11 protein-coding genes are annotated in these 17,741 nt (G+C 51.6%); 6 read left to right on the top strand and 5 right to left on the bottom strand.

The genetic code is table 11. From position 1 onward, the window contains the following. Positions 1 to 11 precede the first annotated feature (11 nt). The 3 genes from K7P01_RS27945 to K7P01_RS27935 form a co-directional block, all read right to left on the bottom strand. Positions 12 to 1,310 (bottom strand): DUF2157 domain-containing protein, encoded by a 1,299-nt coding sequence (locus K7P01_RS27945; RefSeq protein ID WP_267297894.1) that lies wholly within the window; start codon positions 1,308 to 1,310, stop codon positions 12 to 14. Between the two features lie 80 nt (positions 1,311 to 1,390). Next, positions 1,391 to 2,098 (bottom strand): Bax inhibitor-1 family protein, encoded by a 708-nt coding sequence (locus tag K7P01_RS27940; RefSeq protein WP_397311147.1) that lies wholly within the window; start codon positions 2,096 to 2,098, stop codon positions 1,391 to 1,393. A 29-nt stretch (positions 2,099 to 2,127) separates the two neighbouring features. Next, the gene (locus K7P01_RS27935) at positions 2,128 to 2,979 is read right to left on the bottom strand and encodes an SMP-30/gluconolactonase/LRE family protein (RefSeq protein WP_267297893.1); all 852 of its coding nucleotides are present in this window, start codon (positions 2,977 to 2,979) and stop codon (positions 2,128 to 2,130) included. Positions 2,980 to 3,102: 123 nt separating this feature from the next. Here K7P01_RS27935 and K7P01_RS27930 point away from each other — a divergent pair, with 123 nt between their 5' ends. Together K7P01_RS27930 and K7P01_RS27925 are read left to right on the top strand one after the other, a co-directional pair. Continuing rightward, entirely contained in the window at positions 3,103 to 3,537 is a 435-nt protein-coding gene (locus tag K7P01_RS27930; protein WP_267297892.1) for a cytochrome B, read from the top strand. A 107-nt stretch (positions 3,538 to 3,644) separates the two neighbouring features. Further along, on the top strand, positions 3,645 to 5,402 hold the full coding sequence (locus tag K7P01_RS27925) for an OmpA family protein (protein ID WP_267297891.1): 1,758 nt from the start codon (positions 3,645 to 3,647) through the stop codon (positions 5,400 to 5,402). Between the two features lie 53 nt (positions 5,403 to 5,455). Here the strand turns inward: K7P01_RS27925 and K7P01_RS27920 are convergent, their stop codons facing one another. Next, entirely contained in the window at positions 5,456 to 5,926 is a 471-nt protein-coding gene (locus tag K7P01_RS27920) for a hypothetical protein (RefSeq protein WP_267297890.1), read from the bottom strand. Between the two features lie 136 nt (positions 5,927 to 6,062). Here K7P01_RS27920 and K7P01_RS27915 point away from each other — a divergent pair, with 136 nt between their 5' ends. The 3 genes from K7P01_RS27915 (at position 6,063) to K7P01_RS27905 (ending at position 16,371) form a co-directional block, all read left to right on the top strand. Beyond that, positions 6,063 to 14,762, top strand: coding sequence for a GH36-type glycosyl hydrolase domain-containing protein (locus K7P01_RS27915; protein WP_267297889.1), 8,700 nt, complete (start codon positions 6,063 to 6,065; stop codon positions 14,760 to 14,762). 82 nt (positions 14,763 to 14,844) lie between these two features. Then, on the top strand, positions 14,845 to 15,180 hold the full coding sequence (locus K7P01_RS27910; RefSeq protein ID WP_267297888.1) for a response regulator: 336 nt from the start codon (positions 14,845 to 14,847) through the stop codon (positions 15,178 to 15,180). 153 nt (positions 15,181 to 15,333) lie between these two features. Continuing rightward, entirely contained in the window at positions 15,334 to 16,371 is a 1,038-nt protein-coding gene (locus K7P01_RS27905; RefSeq protein ID WP_267297887.1) for a BON domain-containing protein, read from the top strand. Positions 16,372 to 16,442: 71 nt separating this feature from the next. Here K7P01_RS27905 and K7P01_RS27900 read toward each other — a convergent pair whose 3' ends face one another. Continuing rightward, a complete protein-coding gene (locus K7P01_RS27900) occupies positions 16,443 to 16,922 on the bottom strand; it encodes a DUF6232 family protein (RefSeq protein WP_267297886.1) in 480 nt (159 codons plus the stop codon). Positions 16,923 to 17,240: 318 nt separating this feature from the next. Here K7P01_RS27900 and K7P01_RS27895 point away from each other — a divergent pair, with 318 nt between their 5' ends. Further along, positions 17,241 to 17,723: a PA2169 family four-helix-bundle protein gene (locus tag K7P01_RS27895; protein WP_267297885.1), complete on the top strand. Its 483-nt coding sequence runs from the start codon at positions 17,241 to 17,243 to the stop codon at positions 17,721 to 17,723. Positions 17,724 to 17,741: the final 18 nt, after the last annotated feature.

Here is a 17,741-nt window from a genome sequence, read left to right as displayed (position 1 = left end):
TATATTTTATACTATGCATTACGTCGGTTGCGGAGCACACGCAGATTGGCGACAAAGAAACCAGCCCCCACGGCTATGAATAACAGCCCACGTGCGACAAAGCTCATCTCGGTGTCGAAGAAGCGGCAAAGGATCAACAATGCCAGAATAAACAGGCCATAGTTCAAAATACCTAGCTTATTTTGCCGTGCTCCATCGCGAATGGTAAACACGCCAAAGACAAAGACGGTAACGTTGGCCAGAATGCGGCTAACCTGTGGTTGCGTAAACCCAACAAGAAACAGCAGAAGAACGACGGCGAAGGCGAAGACCTTAGCATTGAGCGCGGTTTCTCGGTTTCGGTATAGCATATATACCAGCAGGCCAGCGGTAAGGATAACAGAAATCCAGTACGGGGCGGCTGCGCGTAGATTCAGCGCGTCACCCATATTCATACGTGATACACTGTTCCAAAAGTTATCGAATGTTAAAAATAATAGCATACCGATAGTGCCCAGGCTTCCACAAATCAGGAATCCATTGGCAATCAACCGGCGCTGGCGTATTTTTTCAAAATGTCCAATAAGTACCAGCAAGCTCATTAGGTTGACATAGAGTAGTGCAGTAAGCTCCTCGTCGGCGCTGGTCAGGAAGAGGTGGTTAAACATGCCCAACGTAAAAATCAGCGATAAAGGTAGGAGCCAGGCATGGAATGCAAAGAAATTGCTTTCGCTACGGTCGCGATATAGCCGGTAATAATACGGGCATGAAACCGCCAGCAGCGCAAAATACCACCAGGCAACGTCGGCAGGCCGGTCGAAGTAAGCGACATTACACGCATACCACGTAATACCCCCGAGCAATAACATGGACGCTACAGACGAACGGAGAATATACTGAATCGGAAACGCCAGCAACATCCAAACCAACAGGAATTCCGACAGCGCACCATCGATCTGGTAAACCTGGCTGACGATAGCAATCGCAGCACCGATAGCTAAAAACAGGAACGTAGCACTTCCCTCGCGCCAGGCCGTATTGTCCGCTTTCTTAAACAGTGTAAAAGCACAGGCCGCCTGCCCCACCAACAAAGGTAGAAGCGCCAGGGCCAGCTTAGGCGCCTTGCCAAGCACATCCCAATTATGCGCGATGATGAGAATGAAGCCCAGGCCCGTCAGCAACGCGCCCAGTATACCGAATACGATCACGAGACGGTTAGCGGCATTCTCCGGCTTTTGAGCATAGTACGCGCGAATGCGCTCCGCAGTATCGGGCGTAATGATGGAGGCTTGCTCCAGCTCGGCCAATTCCTTTACGAAAGATTTACTCATAGAACGCTGTAAAAAAAATATAGCCTACGGTAATCCGTAGGCTATAAAGTTAATGTATTAATGTCGGTTTAGCACGTAGTTTAGCGGCGGCGACCGAAGATCCGCAGCAGATACAGGAACAGATTGATGAAGTCGAGGTATAGTGTCAATGCACCCATGATGGCCTCCTTGTGGTCATCATCGCTGCCTTCGTTACCGATGATATTCATGTTTTTGATTTTCTGCGTGTCGTACGCAGTTAACCCGACGAAGATCAACACACCGGCATACGACGTGATCCAATAAAGCGTCTCGCTTTGCATGAAATAGTTTGCGATCGACGCAATGACTAAACCAATGAGACCCATAAACAGGATGTTACCCCATTTGCTCAGATCAGTCTTGGTAGTATAGCCGTATATACTCATCACCGCGAATGTTCCAGCCGTCACAAAGAATGTAGAGGCAATCGATGAGGCCGTGTAAACAATAAAGATACACGACATGGTAAGTCCGTTCAACACAGCATAAATAAAGAACACGAACGTCGCCAGGTTGGCGGACATACGGTTGATCATGCTGACCAGGATACCGACGGAGATCAATTCTAAAATGATCAACCCGAAGAATACCCACTTCGTACCAAAAATAAAACCAAGCAAAGCTTCTGATGAAGCGGTATACAAGGCTACCAGTCCGGTCAGGACCAGCCCGAGGCTCATCCATCCGTAAACTTTTACCATGAAACGTTGTTGCTCGGCCAGTACCTGGTCAACGGTGGGCATTGTAGGCGTAGTAGAAGAATCCATGTTCGTAAAAATTGCTTAAAGATATAGAATCATTTTTGAAACGTATAGGTCATAATGCGGTTGCCAAAAAACGTCGGAACGTAAAGCCATTTTCGGGTAGCGTCGTATTCGACATCGGCGCAGTTCAGTTTTTGCTCCCGTGTGTCCAGCAGGGCGTGTGATTTCCCTTGCGCATCAACGAAATACGCCTCTCCCGGCCAGCAAGACACAATAAATTCTTGTTTGCCTACAGGCACGATCCCGTCATTTCCGCCAGTCGCCACATCCGACACCTTGACCAGGTCTTTTCCTTCCTTTAAGCAGTAGAGCGCGCCGTTCCCCACGTCAGCGACATAAATACCCTCGGGCTGTGCAAGTAACCCGTTGATGCGTTGGAAAAGAGGGCTTTCAAAATACAGGGTGGCCGCGTCACCCTGGATGCGATGGATCTTACCTGTGCCGGAATCCGATACGTACACCGTGCCGGCTTTATCTACTGTAATGTCATTCAGGAATTTAGCGTCCGGTACGTCGATGCGGCGCACGATCTTGCCCGAGGCCAGGTCGATCACCGCCACTTGAAAAAGATCGGCTACATATAGATGGAGACCGGCTATGCCCATGCGCTTTGGCGCATCGAGACCAGTGACCCATTGCAGATTGAGTATCTTTCCTCCCGGCGATATTTTTGAAATAAAACCTTTGCCATCCTTTTCGCCAGGGCCACCGTCGATGTTGGAAACGTAACAAATTTTGCGGTCGGGGTCGATCAGAACAGATTCAGGAACGCGAAAAACCGTGTCGGTTTGCCAGGCCAGGGTGAGCTTTTGCGCCACGGCCGTACAGACCGAAAAAAGCAGCAGCATACCTGAAAACAACAGGAAAGGCACAGGTCGGTTCATCGGTTCGGGGTTAGGGTTGAACGCCTTTATCCAAAGGTAGCTTTTTCCCCGCACCCAAAGAAGCCCCGGAAGGTTCGGAACTTTGACCCGGCTGTGCTAATTTGGACCAAAATTCAACTTTTTATGCTTTATAAAATTCTTGTAGAAGCACACTCGGGCGTCCGCTACCTGGTGTTGTTGCTGTTGATCGTGGTGATTGTAAAATCGCTGATGGGCCTGATCAACAAAAGCCCCTTTGCCAAAGCCGACAACTTGCTCAGCCTGTTTCTGCTGATCTTCACACACATCCAGCTACTGTTGGGCCTGTTCCTGTACTTCGTCAGCCCGCGCGTAAATTTCGGCCCCGAAGCCATGACCGACTACTACCGGTACTTTACAGCCGAGCACATCACGGGGATGCTGGTGGCCGTCGTACTGATAACGATAGCGCGCTCGACGTCTAAGCGCATGACCGATGCCGTCGCCAAGCATAAAAGACTGTTCCTATTTAACACTATTGCCCTGGTGATCGTCCTGGTCGTATTGGTGCTGGGAGGTGTAAAAATTGTCGGAAGGTAACAGATCATACTTTTCGATCGACAAAGCCGGGTTAATCCCGGTTTTTTTGTATACGACCATTTCTGTTATTGTCTTAACTTTACTCCCTAATATCTAACCTCTACGCTATGAGATCGTTATTACTTTTGTTACTGGTGTCGCTTACATTCTGTGCCCGTGCGCAGCAGCAATCCATGCTGCGGTATGAGCTCGTGAAGATGGACAAGAATGTAAACACCTTCCGCCACGAAGCTGCACCCGTAGTCTCTCCCGATGGCAACACCCTCTATTTCTTTGTGCAAAACCACCCCGACAACACCCTCGGAAAAGACGACACACAAGATATTTGGGCTTCCAAAAAAGACGCCAACGGCGTTTGGGGCGTAGCCGAACACTTACGCAACCCGTATAATATCCACTCCTCCAACCAGGTATTTACAGTATTCGACGACGGCAGCCTCTTCATTCGCGGCGGCCGCTCCAAGGGTGAAAAAGGATTCTCCATTGTCACCAATGGCTCGCTGAAAGAACTGGACGTAAAAGACTTTAAGTCTATGAACAAAGGGCGCTTTTATGGCGCCAGCATGTCGGCGGACAAAAAATTCATGGTGATATACTTTAGCGAGAAAGACAACGCCGAGCTAAGCGATCTGTACCTAAGCCAGGCACAACCCGACGGCAGCTGGTCGCGCCCGGAGAAGATGAGCCTGAGCACCACAACCGACGAAGTAGGGCCCTTCATCGGCCCGGATCAAAAGACGTTATATTTTGGCAGCGCACGCCAGGCCCCCAACCGCCAGGGCGGTGTTGATATTTACAAAACAACGCGCCTGGACGACACCTGGAAAAAATGGTCTGACCCCATCAACATGGGCAAGCCCATCAATACCAACGCCCTCGACTTCTACTTCACCATCGACCGCGACGGAAACATCTTTACAAGCCGCGCCAACAAGGCACTGGAAGGTGCGCAGCTCGATTTATATCAGCTCGTACCCAAGACTTTCAAGGTAAATCTTACGGGCGTAGTGTTAAACGAAAAAACACAGGATCCCATCGTAGCCGCCCTCGATGTAAAAGTCAAAGAGAAAGAGCCCCTGAAGCTGAAATCAAACACCACCGGTAAATTTGAGACTAAACTACCCGAAACGCAGGCGATTACAATTGCTGCATCCGCAGAAGGATTCCTGCCAAAAGAGCAATCCCTGAAGCTGCCGGTGTTAACGGCCGACACGACCGTATTTGTAGAAATTTTGTTAAAGCCCGTAGCGAAGAAGCTGATGGTAATGGGAAATGTATATGACAAGAAAACAGAAAAGCTGATCGCAGCCAAAGTAGACGTCACCCTGCGCAAAGATCGTAAAACAACGTTTAAAGTGCCGGCCGAGAAAGGCACATTCGAGAAAGAAGTGCCGAAGCTGGGCTGGTACATGCTGAACGCCACCGCCGAAGGTTACCTCAATGCCACGGATAGCGTAGAGCTTGAAAGCGAAGAGCTCTCACCCGCCACCCGCGATCTATACCTCGAGCCGATTGAAATCGGTGTTACCGTGCGTCTGAAGAATATATACTTTGACTTCGATAAAACAACCTTGAAGAAAGAATCCTTCACCGAGTTGAACAAAGTGGCAGACTTCTTAAAACAAAACGCTACGGTAGAAATTGAAATCGCCGGCCACACCGACAGCAAAGGCTCCGACGACTACAATGCCAATCTTTCACAAGGCCGTTCACAATCCGTAGTAGACTACCTCGTCAGCCAGGGCATCGAAAGCTTCCGCCTGACAGCCCACGGCTACGGCGAGTCCAAACCCATCGACACCAACGACACCGAACCCGGCCGCGCCAACAACCGTCGCGTAGAGTTCACCGTCGTCAAGAAATAAACGACTACCTATTCAAAAGCAAAGAGCCTGCCTGCAAGCAGGCTCTTTGTTTTTCAGGCCTCTGCCGCCTGCGGTGTCTTATTCTTCGACACCAATCCATGCTGCTCCAAAAGTTTCTGCTCATCCCCCGTGACATAGGCAAAGATCTTCAACACGCCATCAAAGTATCGCAGAAAATAAACCACATCAAACTCGATCGAAATATCACGCCCCTGCTGCTGATAACGCGAATCCCAATGTACTTTAGCCATCACGTGGAATTCATCGATTAACGTCACCGCCAGTTCTTTGATCTTCATGGACTGCGTTCCAATACTTTTATAGAACTCCATCCCTTGCGGAATAACCTTTCGAAATTCCGCATCATTTTTCGCCGCATTTACGCCCACCGGGCTCGACTCAATAAAGCTTTCGGCAAAAGCAGCTGCCGTACCTTCAACGTCTGGCTTCCCCGCCAGTCCCTGGTTGAAACGATCTTCATACTCCCGGAAGAACGCTTCGGTCTTTTGTTTGATCTCTTTCATAAGCATTGCATTTTGAATGATTTCCGGCCCCACACTGTAGATCACTTTCCCCATAGTGCCCCAACTCCAGGCAGGAACGTTTATTCCTGGCATATCTTCCAGGCAAAACTATGCCTATCCCCTAAGCCCCGTATCCATGAAGGTAAACACAACGTCCATTGAAGATTTTTTCTCCCAGTTGCGCCAACACCTGCAGCGAGATGGTCTCAACCGGGAGGATGTTAACGAAAAGCCGCCCTTGCGATCAGAACTTTTCAGTGCGGAACAAATGGACCAACATGCGCAATTTCTGGCGGGCACGCATAAACTCACCAACAATAAAGCCCCCGAGCTACTGCTCGGTCGCCTGGCCGTTAACGAAGACGTATTATTCCACGTAACAAGGCTATTACAGGATGCTGTAAAAGAAAAGAAAGTCGTAACCCCCGCGGGTGAATGGCTGCTCGATAATTTCTATCTCATTGAAGAACAGATACGCCTGGCCAAACGCCATTTGCCCAAGGGCTATAGCAAGGGTTTACCGCGTTTAGAAAAAGGCAAATCCGCCGGTCTGCCGCGTGTCTACGAAATCGCCACCGAGATCATCTCGCACAGCGATGGACATGTAGACATGCATAACCTGAGCAGCTTCATTGCCTCCTATCAAAAGCTCAACCCGCTGACGTTGGGTGAGCTCTGGGCGGTGCCCATCATGCTCCGCCTGGCCTTGCTGGAAAACCTGAGTCGCGTCGCGGCACGTATCGCCATTGATCGCGCCGACGAGGATCTGGCCAACGACTGGGCACACCGCATCTTAGAGACGGCCGAGAAACATCCCAAAGACCTCGTGCTCGACATCGCCGATATGGCCCGTTCGAATCCGCCGATGGTCAGCGCCTTCGTTGCGGCGTTTACGCGCCAGCTACAATGGAAAGGACCTGACCTTACATTGCCCGCGTCGTGGATTGAGCAAAGCCTTTCCGAGAGTGGTCAGACCATCAATGCCCTTGTACAACAGGAAAACCAAAAGCAAGCGGCCGACCAGGTGTCGATGAGTAACAGCATTAGCAGCTTACGCTTTCTGGTAAAGACCGACTGGCGCGAGTTCGTCGAGACCATGAGCATGGTGGAGCAGACACTGCGAGCCGACCCGGCAGCGGTATATCCCAACATGGACTTCCATACACGCGATCAATACCGTCACGTGGTAGAACGAATCGCGAAGCAAAGCGGCGCGGCGGAATACGAAGTGGCACGCATCGCGTTGGAGTTCGCAAAAGAACATTCCGGCGGCACACGCGACGTGCGCACGTTGCACGTCGGTTATTACCTGGTAGGCGAAGGAGTAAAGAAGACCGAAGCCGCGGTACGGATCAGACTGACGACCGTCGAAGGCGTACGACGCTGGACGGCACGTCGCCGATATGCCTGGTATGTGTTAGGAGCAACCGTGCTTACCCTGTTAATAATGGTCATCGGCGTAGCGGGAGGCTACTCCCGGGATGTGGCGTGGGGATGGTGGCTGACGACGGGCGTTGTTGCCTTGCTGGGTGCCAGTCAATTTGCGCTGTCCATTGTCAACTGGCTGTCAACACTAACAGTCAAACCTCACCAACTACCCAAGATGGATTTCTCGGGTGGCATACCCGACGAAAACCGTACCCTGGTCGTTGTGCCCACCTTGCTGGTCAACCCACGTCAGGTAGAGAAATTGCTGGAAGACCTCGAAGTTCGCTTTCTCGCAAACCGCGACCCCAACTTGCTCTTCGGTCTCTTGACAGACTTGAAAGACGCCGACCAACAAATTCTGCCGGCCGATTCGCTGCTCATACAAATCGCCCGCGATGGAATCATTGCCCTGAACAAAAAATACGACCGCGATGTAAACGATACCTTTTTTCTCTTCCATCGCCCGCGTATGTGGAACCCGGTGGAGAAAATATGGATGGGATATGAACGCAAACGAGGCAAGCTGTCGGAATTAAACCAACTGCTGCGCGGCGGTGCAAAGGCCAGGTTCTCCGTGATCGCGGGGGAAGAACATATTTACAAGAGTGTGCAATATATCATCACACTGGACACAGACACCCAGCTGCCGCGCGATGCCGGTTGGATGCTGGTCGGAATGATGGCACACCCCTTAAACCAGCCTGTATACAGCGATAAAAAGCGTCGCGTAGTACAGGGCTATAGCATTATTCAACCCCGCATCGCGATCAGCCTGCACGGCGCCACCCGCACACGGTATACACGCATGCATGAGAACGATTCAGGCATCGACCCCTATACACAAATGGTGTCCGATGTATACCAGGATGTATTCAGCGAAGGTTCTTTTATTGGAAAAGGCATTTACCACGTCGACACCTTCGAGAAGGTGTTAAATAACCGCTTCCCCGAAAACCGCATTCTCAGCCACGACTTGCTGGAAGGCTCCTACACGCGCTGTGGCTACGCGAGCGACGTACAGTTCTATGAAGAATATCCGGCGCGTTACAGCGTAGACGTCAGCCGCCGGCATCGCTGGATACGGGGAGACTGGCAGATTGGTAACTGGTCATTGCCGTGGATCCCTGACGCCAGGGGCCGGTTTATCGGCAACCCGCTAAATGCGCTCTCCCGCTGGAAAATATTCGACAACCTGCGCCGCAGCCTTGTGCCGGTAGCCTTGGTGCTGCTCTACCTGCTCGCGTGGCTCGTGTTGCCGGCAACCTGGTTTTGGACGGTATGTGCCACGGGGGTCATTTTGCTGCCCGCACTCGTGGTTTCTATATGGGGGATGGTGCATAAACCGACAGAGATCAATTTTCGTCAACACTTGGTAAACAATATACGCAGCATATACCATACGTTGGCACAGGCAGGACTTACGATCGTCTGCCTGCCCTACGAAGCCATGGTCAGTCTGGATGCTATTGGGCGCACCGGATGGCGCGTCGTTGTCAGCCACCGGCGACTGCTCGAGTGGAATCCGTCGGGGTTTGTGCAAAACGGTCGTCCGGAAACACTGCCGGAAACCTACGTCACCATGCTGGCCTCGCCGCTGTTTGCCATTCTGACAAGTGCTGCGATCATACACTGGAATCCGGCCGCATGGGCAGCGGCCGCACCGTTCTTACTGGTGTGGATGCTGGCGCCTGCGGCGGTCTGGTGGTTGAACCAACCCTTGCCGACCGTCTCGGGTGAGCTGAACGCTGACCGCAAAGACACGCTTCGTGAGCTGGCGCGTAAAACATGGGCCTTCTTCGAAGACCTGGTAGCGGAGCCGGACAACTGGCTGCCTCCTGACAACCTGCAGGAATATCCTATACCGGTGGTGGCCCATCGCACGTCACCCACCAACATTGGCTTATCGTTACTGGCCAATCTTACCGCGGTGGACTTTGGCTATATACCCGCCGCACAATTTTTACAACGTACTGAGCACACGTTCTCGACCCTGAACCGCCTCGAACGGTACAAAGGCCACTTCTATAACTGGTACGATACGCAAAGCTTACAGGTATTGCAGCCACGGTACGTGTCAACGGTAGACAGCGGAAACCTGGCGGGGCACTTAATTACATTGCGGCAAGGGTTACTTCAAATGCCCGATCGTAAAGTGATCGAGCGACAGGCATTGATGGGACTGCAAGACACAGTTCGGATTATATTACACAAGCTTCCTGAAATACATCAAAGCATATACCAAAGCATCGTCCGCGATTTCACACAGATGCTGCAAAAGGAATTTATTGACCTGGAGGCGCTGCGCGCGTTGTTGAGCCAGGTGCGTATAAAGGGTATAGCGGTATTAAACCGTCTCGACTCCCGCACGGAGACACATCGCTGGATCGTCATGTTTGACAGACAAATCCAGACCTTCCTGACCGAGATCGATGCCGTGGCACCTTGGCTGACCGCCGGCCCTATACCGGCAAAGTTCCAGGAGATGAGTTTACTGACGGACGTACCCACCTTCGCGCAGATTTTACAAGCTGAACATCTCCTGGAGGAAGAGATGACGCGTCTGTCCGGCAAAACACAAACGCCGGAAGAAGTAAGCTGGATTGGCCGGTTTCGTACCGCCTTGCACGAGGCGGCATCGTATAGTCGTCGCCAGCTGACAAGCGCAGCCGACTTGGCCGAGCAGTGTGCCTACCTGGCAGACATGGAGTATGACTTCTTATATGACAAGTCGCAGCACCTGTTAACGATTGGCTATAATGTCGAAAGCCATCGCGCCGATGCCAGCTACTACGATCTGTTGGCATCCGAAGCACGCCTCGCCACGTTTGTCGCCATTGCGCAGGACAAACTGCCGCAGAAGAGCTGGTTTGCCCTGGGTCGACGCCTGACAACGGCGGGCAACACACCGGTGCTGTTATCCTGGAGCGGGTCGATGTTTGAATACCTCATGCCCATGCTGGTCATGCCGAGCTATCGCAACACATTGCTCGACGAAACCATGCGTGGCACCGTACAACGGCAGATTGAATATGGCCGCCAGCGGAATGTACCCTGGGGGATATCGGAGTCATGCTACAACGTGGTGGATGCACACCTGACATATCAATACAGGGCCTTCGGCGTACCCGGCCTAGGCTTTAAACGCGGCCTGGGTGATGACCTGGTCATTGCACCATATGCAACCGTGATGGCGCTGATGGTTGCCCCCGATGATGCCTACAACAACCTGGCGACACTGCGCGAACAGGGCTTTGAAGGGCAATACGGTTTCTTTGAAGCCGCTGACTACACCCCGTCACGGTTACCGCGCGGACAATCACGCGTACTTGTTCAAACCTTTATGGCGCATCACCAGGGGATGAGCCTGTTGTCGCTGGCGTACGTACTGCTGGACCAGCCGATGCAAAAAAGGTTTGAAGCCGATCCTCAATGCCAGACCGTATTGTTGCTGCTACAGGAACGTGTACCACGTACAACAAGCTTCTACTCTGCGGCGACCGAAATGCAGGAAGTTACGCTCATGCAGTCGGTACCCGAGATGCGCGTCATCAATACAGCCGATACGCAAGTGCCCGAAGTACAACTGCTGTCGAATGGCCGGTACCATGTCATGCTCACCAACGCCGGCGGTGGTTATAGCCGTTGGCGCGACATGGCGGTGACCCGTTGGCGCGAAGATACAACCTGCGACAACTGGGGAACCTTCTGCTATATACGCGACCTCGATCGGAATGAATATTGGTCGACCGCACATCAACCCGTACTACGCCCGGCCGAGCGGTATGAAGCCCTGTTCTCACAAGGACGCGTGGAATTCCGCCGCCGCGACATCGACATCGAAACACATACCGAAATCATTGTATCGCCCGAAGACGACGTCGAGATCCGCCGCATTCATTTGGTCAATCGCTCCGGGCGCAAGCGACACATGGAAGTGACCAGCTATGCCGAAGTGGTATTGGCGGCGGCCATTGCCGATGCCGCCCATCCTGCTTTCAGCAACTTGTTCGTGCAGACCGCTATAGAGGAAACACACCACGCTATCCTCGCCACCCGTCGTGCGCGTAGTCACGACGAACAGCCACCGTGGATGCTGCACATGATGAAGATCAGTGGGCAAGGAGCCGACAACATTGCCTACGAAACCGACCGCGATAAATTTATCGGCCGTGGTCATACGCTCGCCAGCCCACGCGTGATGCGCACACGCGAGCCGCTGGGGAATTCGCAGGGCTCCGTATTAGATCCCGTCGTATCCGTACAATACCGCATAACATTGCCACCCGGAGAAAGCGTCACCTTCGACGTCGTGACGGGTATGGCAAAAACACGTGAAGAAACACAGATCCTGATAGACAAATACCAGGATCCCCACTTACGGGACCGGGCCTTTGAATTATCCTGGACGCATAGCCAGGTAGTATTACGACAGATCAACGCAGCAGAAGGCGACGCTCAGCTCTTCGGACGCCTGGCCAGTGCGGTGATCTATACCAATCCCTTCATGCGTGTCAGCCGCACCGTTCAAGTAAGAAACCAACGGGGACAGTCTGCATTGTGGGCATACGCTATATCAGGCGATCTGCCGATTGTATTGCTTCGCCTGTCCGATTCTACCAATGTGACATTAGCCCGTCAGATGGTGCAAGCGCATGCATACTGGCAACTCAAAGGACTGGCCGTGGATCTTGTTATTCTAAACGAAGACCAATCCGGATATCGGCAGGTATTGCAAGACCAGATTCAAAGCCTGATCGCTGCCGGCGTGGGGTTAAATTCCGGCCGTCAGGGCGGAATATTTATTCGCTCCGCCGACCAGGTGTCAGGAGAAGACTGGGTGCTGCTGCAAACAGTGGCCCGCATAATCATATCGGACACGCGCGGAAGCCTGAACGAGCAAATTAAACGACGCCCATTACCGAAGCCTGGCGTTGGTTATCTGCAAGCTTCGGCTATCGCGCCAACCGTGGTGGAAGAGACGACCGAGGTGCCGCCCTTGCTATTCTTCAACGGTCACGGCGGCTTTACGGCAGACGGTCGGGAATATATCATTCGCACAAGCGCCACCAGCACCACGCCGCTGCCCTGGATTAACGTGATCGCCAATAATCATTTCGGCACAGTAGTAACCGAAAGTGGTCCGTCATACACCTGGATTGAAAATGCACACGAATACCGGCTTACACCGTGGTATAACGATCCGGTTACCGGACGCGCCGGTGAAGCATTTTACATACGCGACGAAGAAACAGGTCGCTACTGGTCACCCACGCCACAGCCCGCAATAGCCGGTGCGGTATACACCACACGTCACGGCTTTGGTTACACCGTCTTCGAGCACCAGTACGACGGAATCCGTACGGAAGTATGGATCTACGTAGACCGTGAAGCTGCGGTGAAATTTACAACCCTGAAGATTCGCAACATCTCCGGCCGCCCCCGGAAGTTGAGCACTACTGCCTATGTGGAATGGGTCCTGGCCGATCTGCGCGAAAAGTCATTGTTACACATAGTAGCTGAACAAGACCTGGCAACACGTGCGATCATTGCCAGAAATGCCTACAGCATGGAATTCTCCAACTACGTGGCATTCCTGGACGTGGACGCGCCCACATATACCTATACCACTGACCGGCAGGAATTTCTGGGCCGAAACGGCACGTTGCAACAACCCGATGCCATGCGCCGACTATACCTGTCCGGAAAAGCCGGAGCAGGTCTTGACCCTTGTGCTGCCATACAGGTGCCGGTAGAGCTCGACAATGGTGCCGAGCAGGAAGTGATTTTCCGTCTGGGAGGAGGACGCAATGTATTTGAAGCGACCGAAACCATTCGCAAATTTAAAGGACCCAAAGCCGCACGCGAGGCACTGACACGCGTACACCAATATTGGAGTCACACCCTGTCTTCAGTGCGCATTAATACACCAGACAGTGCCTTGAACATCTTGACGAACGGCTGGCTGCTATACCAGGTTATGTCTTCACGTCTGTGGGGTCGCAGCGGTTTCTACCAGTCGGGCGGGGCCTATGGGTTCCGAGACCAATTGCAAGACGTACTGGCACTTGTGCATGCGGCTCCCGCGATAACACGACAACAGATTCTGTTGGCAGCGTCGCGTCAGTTCCGCGAAGGCGATGTACAACACTGGTGGCACCCGCCGCTGGGTCGCGGTGTTCGTACCCAATGCTCCGATGACTTCCTGTGGCTGCCCTTTGTCGTAAGCCGATACGTGGAAGCGACAGGCGACGCAGCCATCCTGGATGAAGAAGTTTCCTTCCTGGAAGGTCGGCCGCTGAACATGCACGAAGAGTCGTACTACGACTTACCGGCCGTGTCCGACGAGCGGGCCAGTCTCTATGAGCACTGCCGCCGCGCCGTACGAAGAGGCCTGCTGTTCGGTGAAAATGGATTGCCCCTCATTGGCTCGGGCGACTGGAACGACGGTATGAGCATGGTAGGGATCCACGGTAAGGGTGAAAGTGTATGGCTGGCATTCTTTCTATATGATGTGCTGCGTCACACGGAAGCTCTGGCGCGTGCACGCAACGACGAAGCCTTCGCCTCGGAATGTGCACATCAGGCATCACAGCTGAAACGAAACATCCACGACAATGCATGGGACGGCGGATGGTATATCCGCGCGTATTACGATGATGGTACACCGCTTGGCTCGTCGCGAAATGTCGAATGCCGCATCGACTCGATTTCACAAAGCTGGTCGGTATTGTCGGAAGGGGGAGACCCCGAACGGTCGCAAGTAGCGATGGAGGCTGTCAACAAACATCTTGTTCGACGGGATCGCGCGTTAATCCAGCTACTCGATCCCCCGTTTGATAAGTCCGAGAAAGATCCTGGTTATATAAAGGGCTATGTTCCGGGTGTGCGCGAGAACGGAGGTCAATATACACATGCCGCCGTATGGATGATTATGGCCTTTGCGAAACTGGGCGACCACCGGCGTACCTGGGAGCTGCTCAATATGATCAACCCCTTAAATCACGGTCGCGATCCGAAAGAAATTGCAGTATACAAAGCAGAGCCTTATGTTATTGCCGCAGATGTCTATGGTGTCGCGCCACACGAAGGCCGTGGTGGCTGGACCTGGTACACCGGCTCAGCCGGTTGGGTATACCAGCTGATCATCGAATGGTTCTTTGGATTAAAGCGGCAGGGCGATCGCCTGCTGGTAACACCCTGTCTGCCGCCGGAGTGGCCGTCCGTCACAATGCAATATAGGTTCCTCGAAACCGTGTATGCATTGCAGCTGGACCGTGTAACCGGGGGCGAAGAAATCGAAATCTGGGTGGACGACGTGCGTCAGGAAGGTCACTTCATCGACCTCGTGAATGACAAGGTCGACCACTTGGTCCGGATTACAGTAAAGGCGCCGGAATGGGTAATATGATGCCCAGTTTAAAGCGGTGGGCACGGAAATTAGCGTAAAATTAACGAGATATGTTTGGTAAGAGTTTTTAATAGATAGTTGCATGAAGACCAGGAAGATACTGTTGATTGACGACGAAAGGGATTTCGGTATCCTGATGAAAAACTTCTTTTCGCAAAAGAATTGTGAAGTATACCACGCCCAGACACTGGCCGAGGGAATGAAACTTTTGGAGCAAGAGAAGCCCGACGTCATCTTCCTGGATAACAATCTCCCGGACGGTCTCGGCTGGGGCAAAACAGAATATATCCTCGTGAATTATCCGTTGTCACAACTAAATTTGATCAGTGCCTATCACGTGCCGAAAACCTCTGCATCGTCTTTTCGCATTCTGGAAAAACCACTTGTATTGGAAGAGATTAACAAGATGTTTGAGTAAAAGAAGCCACGCCCCATCGGATCATCATTGTTCAACCGTTTGAGTAACCTGCTGCTCAAAGGGGCAGCCTGTATTACTATTTTCGACAGGCATAGTTTTGTCGCCCGTTGTGAACGTTCAATAAAAAATGTTTCACAACTAAAAAACAATCTCATGTCAAACTACAATCGTGGACAGCGAGGTCAAAGATCCCAACGTCCTAATTATAATCGCGAAGACAGCAATCGTAATTACAGCAGCGAAAATCGCGATTATGGCAACGAGTATGGTACCAACTGGGGCGCACAGCAGGGAAATGACTACAACGAAAACAGTTGGTACGGCCGCAGCCGCCAGGGCGACTATGGCAATACGGGCTATAATACAAACTACGCCCAGTCTCGCTATGGCAACTCCGGCGACATGTCCCGTAATTATGACCGTGATTACGACACGGACTACTTTGGCAACCGCCGGTCGTACGAAGGAGGTAGCTATGAAGGTGGCTATGGCAACCGTGGATACAACGACGACGACTATAACAGCTATGGAAGATACGGCAATCAATATAACCGTGGCAGCTACAATAATCAATATGATCGTGGTAACTATAGTAATTATGGCAGTTCAGGCGGCTATGGCAATAGCAACTTCGGATCGGGCTATGGTTATGGTAGAGGGTATGACTATAACCGTGGACAACACGATCAGGGAAGCATTGGCAATGCAGGCAGCTATGGGACCATTGGTAGTTATGGGAATGAGCAGTACCGCGATCGCGGTGTCTGGGACAAGGCGAAGGATGAGGTTTCGTCCTGGTTTGGGAATGAAGACGCGGAGCGTCGTCGTGAGATGGATCGCCGCTTCATTGCGCAACATCGCGGCAAAGGCCCCAGGGGCTATAGTCGCTCCGACGACCGCATCAAAGAAGATGTTAACGATCGTCTGAGTGATAATCCGTATATCGATGCCAGCGATGTTGAAGTGTCGGTGAGCAACGGTGAGGTAGTTCTGAGTGGGAAAGTAACAGATCGGCATGATAAACGTCGTGCAGAAGATATAGCCGAGGGTGTCTCTGGCGTACGAAACGTCGAGAATCGCATTCGTGTTCAAAGCGAAATAGGAGAGAGCACCAGCTCTTTCACGACGACACCGCGTAGCACACAGACAACAGAAAAAAGCAAGAGTCGCAATGGCTTGGTAGAATCGTAGTATAAATTCAACACCTCATAAAAAAGGCCGCTCTACAAATCGTCGGGCGGCCTTTTGTTGCTGATTCGTTGTTATTCTTTTACCGTGATAAAAGGACGGCTTGGAGTAGGCTTGGTTAAACGCAGCCCTTCATTTAGTGCATTAACGATTTGCGTGACATACTCCTTCTGCGTGCTCACAACCGCATTCTTCTCACCTTCCGCTGTGGCAATCCGAACGGCATAACGCTCACGGATTAAACCTGTAATCAACAGCCCAATCAATGCCAGGGCGCCGCCGATCCAAATCGCCATCGTGTTGGCGCTGACATATTCGCCGTTAATATTGGAATCAGGAATGGTGCCAGGGGAAATAAGGCCGAGTACACCCACTATGCAAAGCAGTAAGCCAATTACAAGCAAGAGAATGCCGGGCAAGCGATGAGGCTTGAGGATCAGCAGTCCATGCTTGATAATGCCTTTTAAACTATAGGACGTGTTCTTTACTTGAAACGTCGAATCCGTGATCGTGACATCATGACCATCGGTATACAAAATTCTGTCAGGTATCATAATATGGTAGTTGTTTGTTGTCAATGAATAGCGTGTTTGAAAACTCTATGCCACAAAACCGCACATGTTTGTTTTGCTTCAAAAAGCTGTGTAGCCTGTGTAAAAACTGCTACAGCTTGTGTAAACCAGCGTCAGTCAATGATTTTTTGGAACAAACCATACTGTGGACGATATACCGTGTAGTGTGGATGCCTGCACCCACACAAACGCAAAAGCCGCTCTTTCACCATAAATAGGCTTACGCATAGGCCATCTGGCATCAATTTTTCTGAGGCTTCCGCAATACAGACAACAAAAGACCATTAAATAGTTAAAGTTATGAAAGCAAATGATGAAAGGCTTATTGCCATCCTCAACGATCTCATCCGTATCAACTACGATCGCATCGAAGGATATGAAAAAGCCATTGAAGAAATCAAAGACTTCTCAGAAGTAGAGATAAAAGGTGTATTTCTCAAAATGGCCGAAGAAAGTCGCAAACATCGTACGGAGCTGACGCAGGCCGTAGTACAGCTTGGAGGTGAGCCAGCCACTGACACAACAACCGCAGGCGACATTTATCGTGTGTGGATGGATGTTAAAACAACCTTCGCGGGTAACGACGTTCTGGCATCTTTACAACTGTGTGAGTATGGGGAGGACAAAGCGCTCGAGGCCTATAAAACGGCTTTGGCTAACGACGTTACGTGGCCGACGGATATACGTTTGATTATCGAGAAAGAACGTGCTTCATTGAAGTCTTCTCACGACCGGATTAAACGTTATCGTGACGATTACGCAAACGCAGAAAAATCCCATTAATTCGAAAAAATCGGTTAA

This window comes from Parachryseolinea silvisoli (assembly GCF_021190955.1).
Classification (GTDB): domain Bacteria; phylum Bacteroidota; class Bacteroidia; order Cytophagales; family Cyclobacteriaceae; genus Ohtaekwangia; species Ohtaekwangia silvisoli.
The sequence above is the reverse complement of the archived record's forward strand: the minus strand, read 5'-3'. Positions and strand labels throughout refer to the sequence as shown.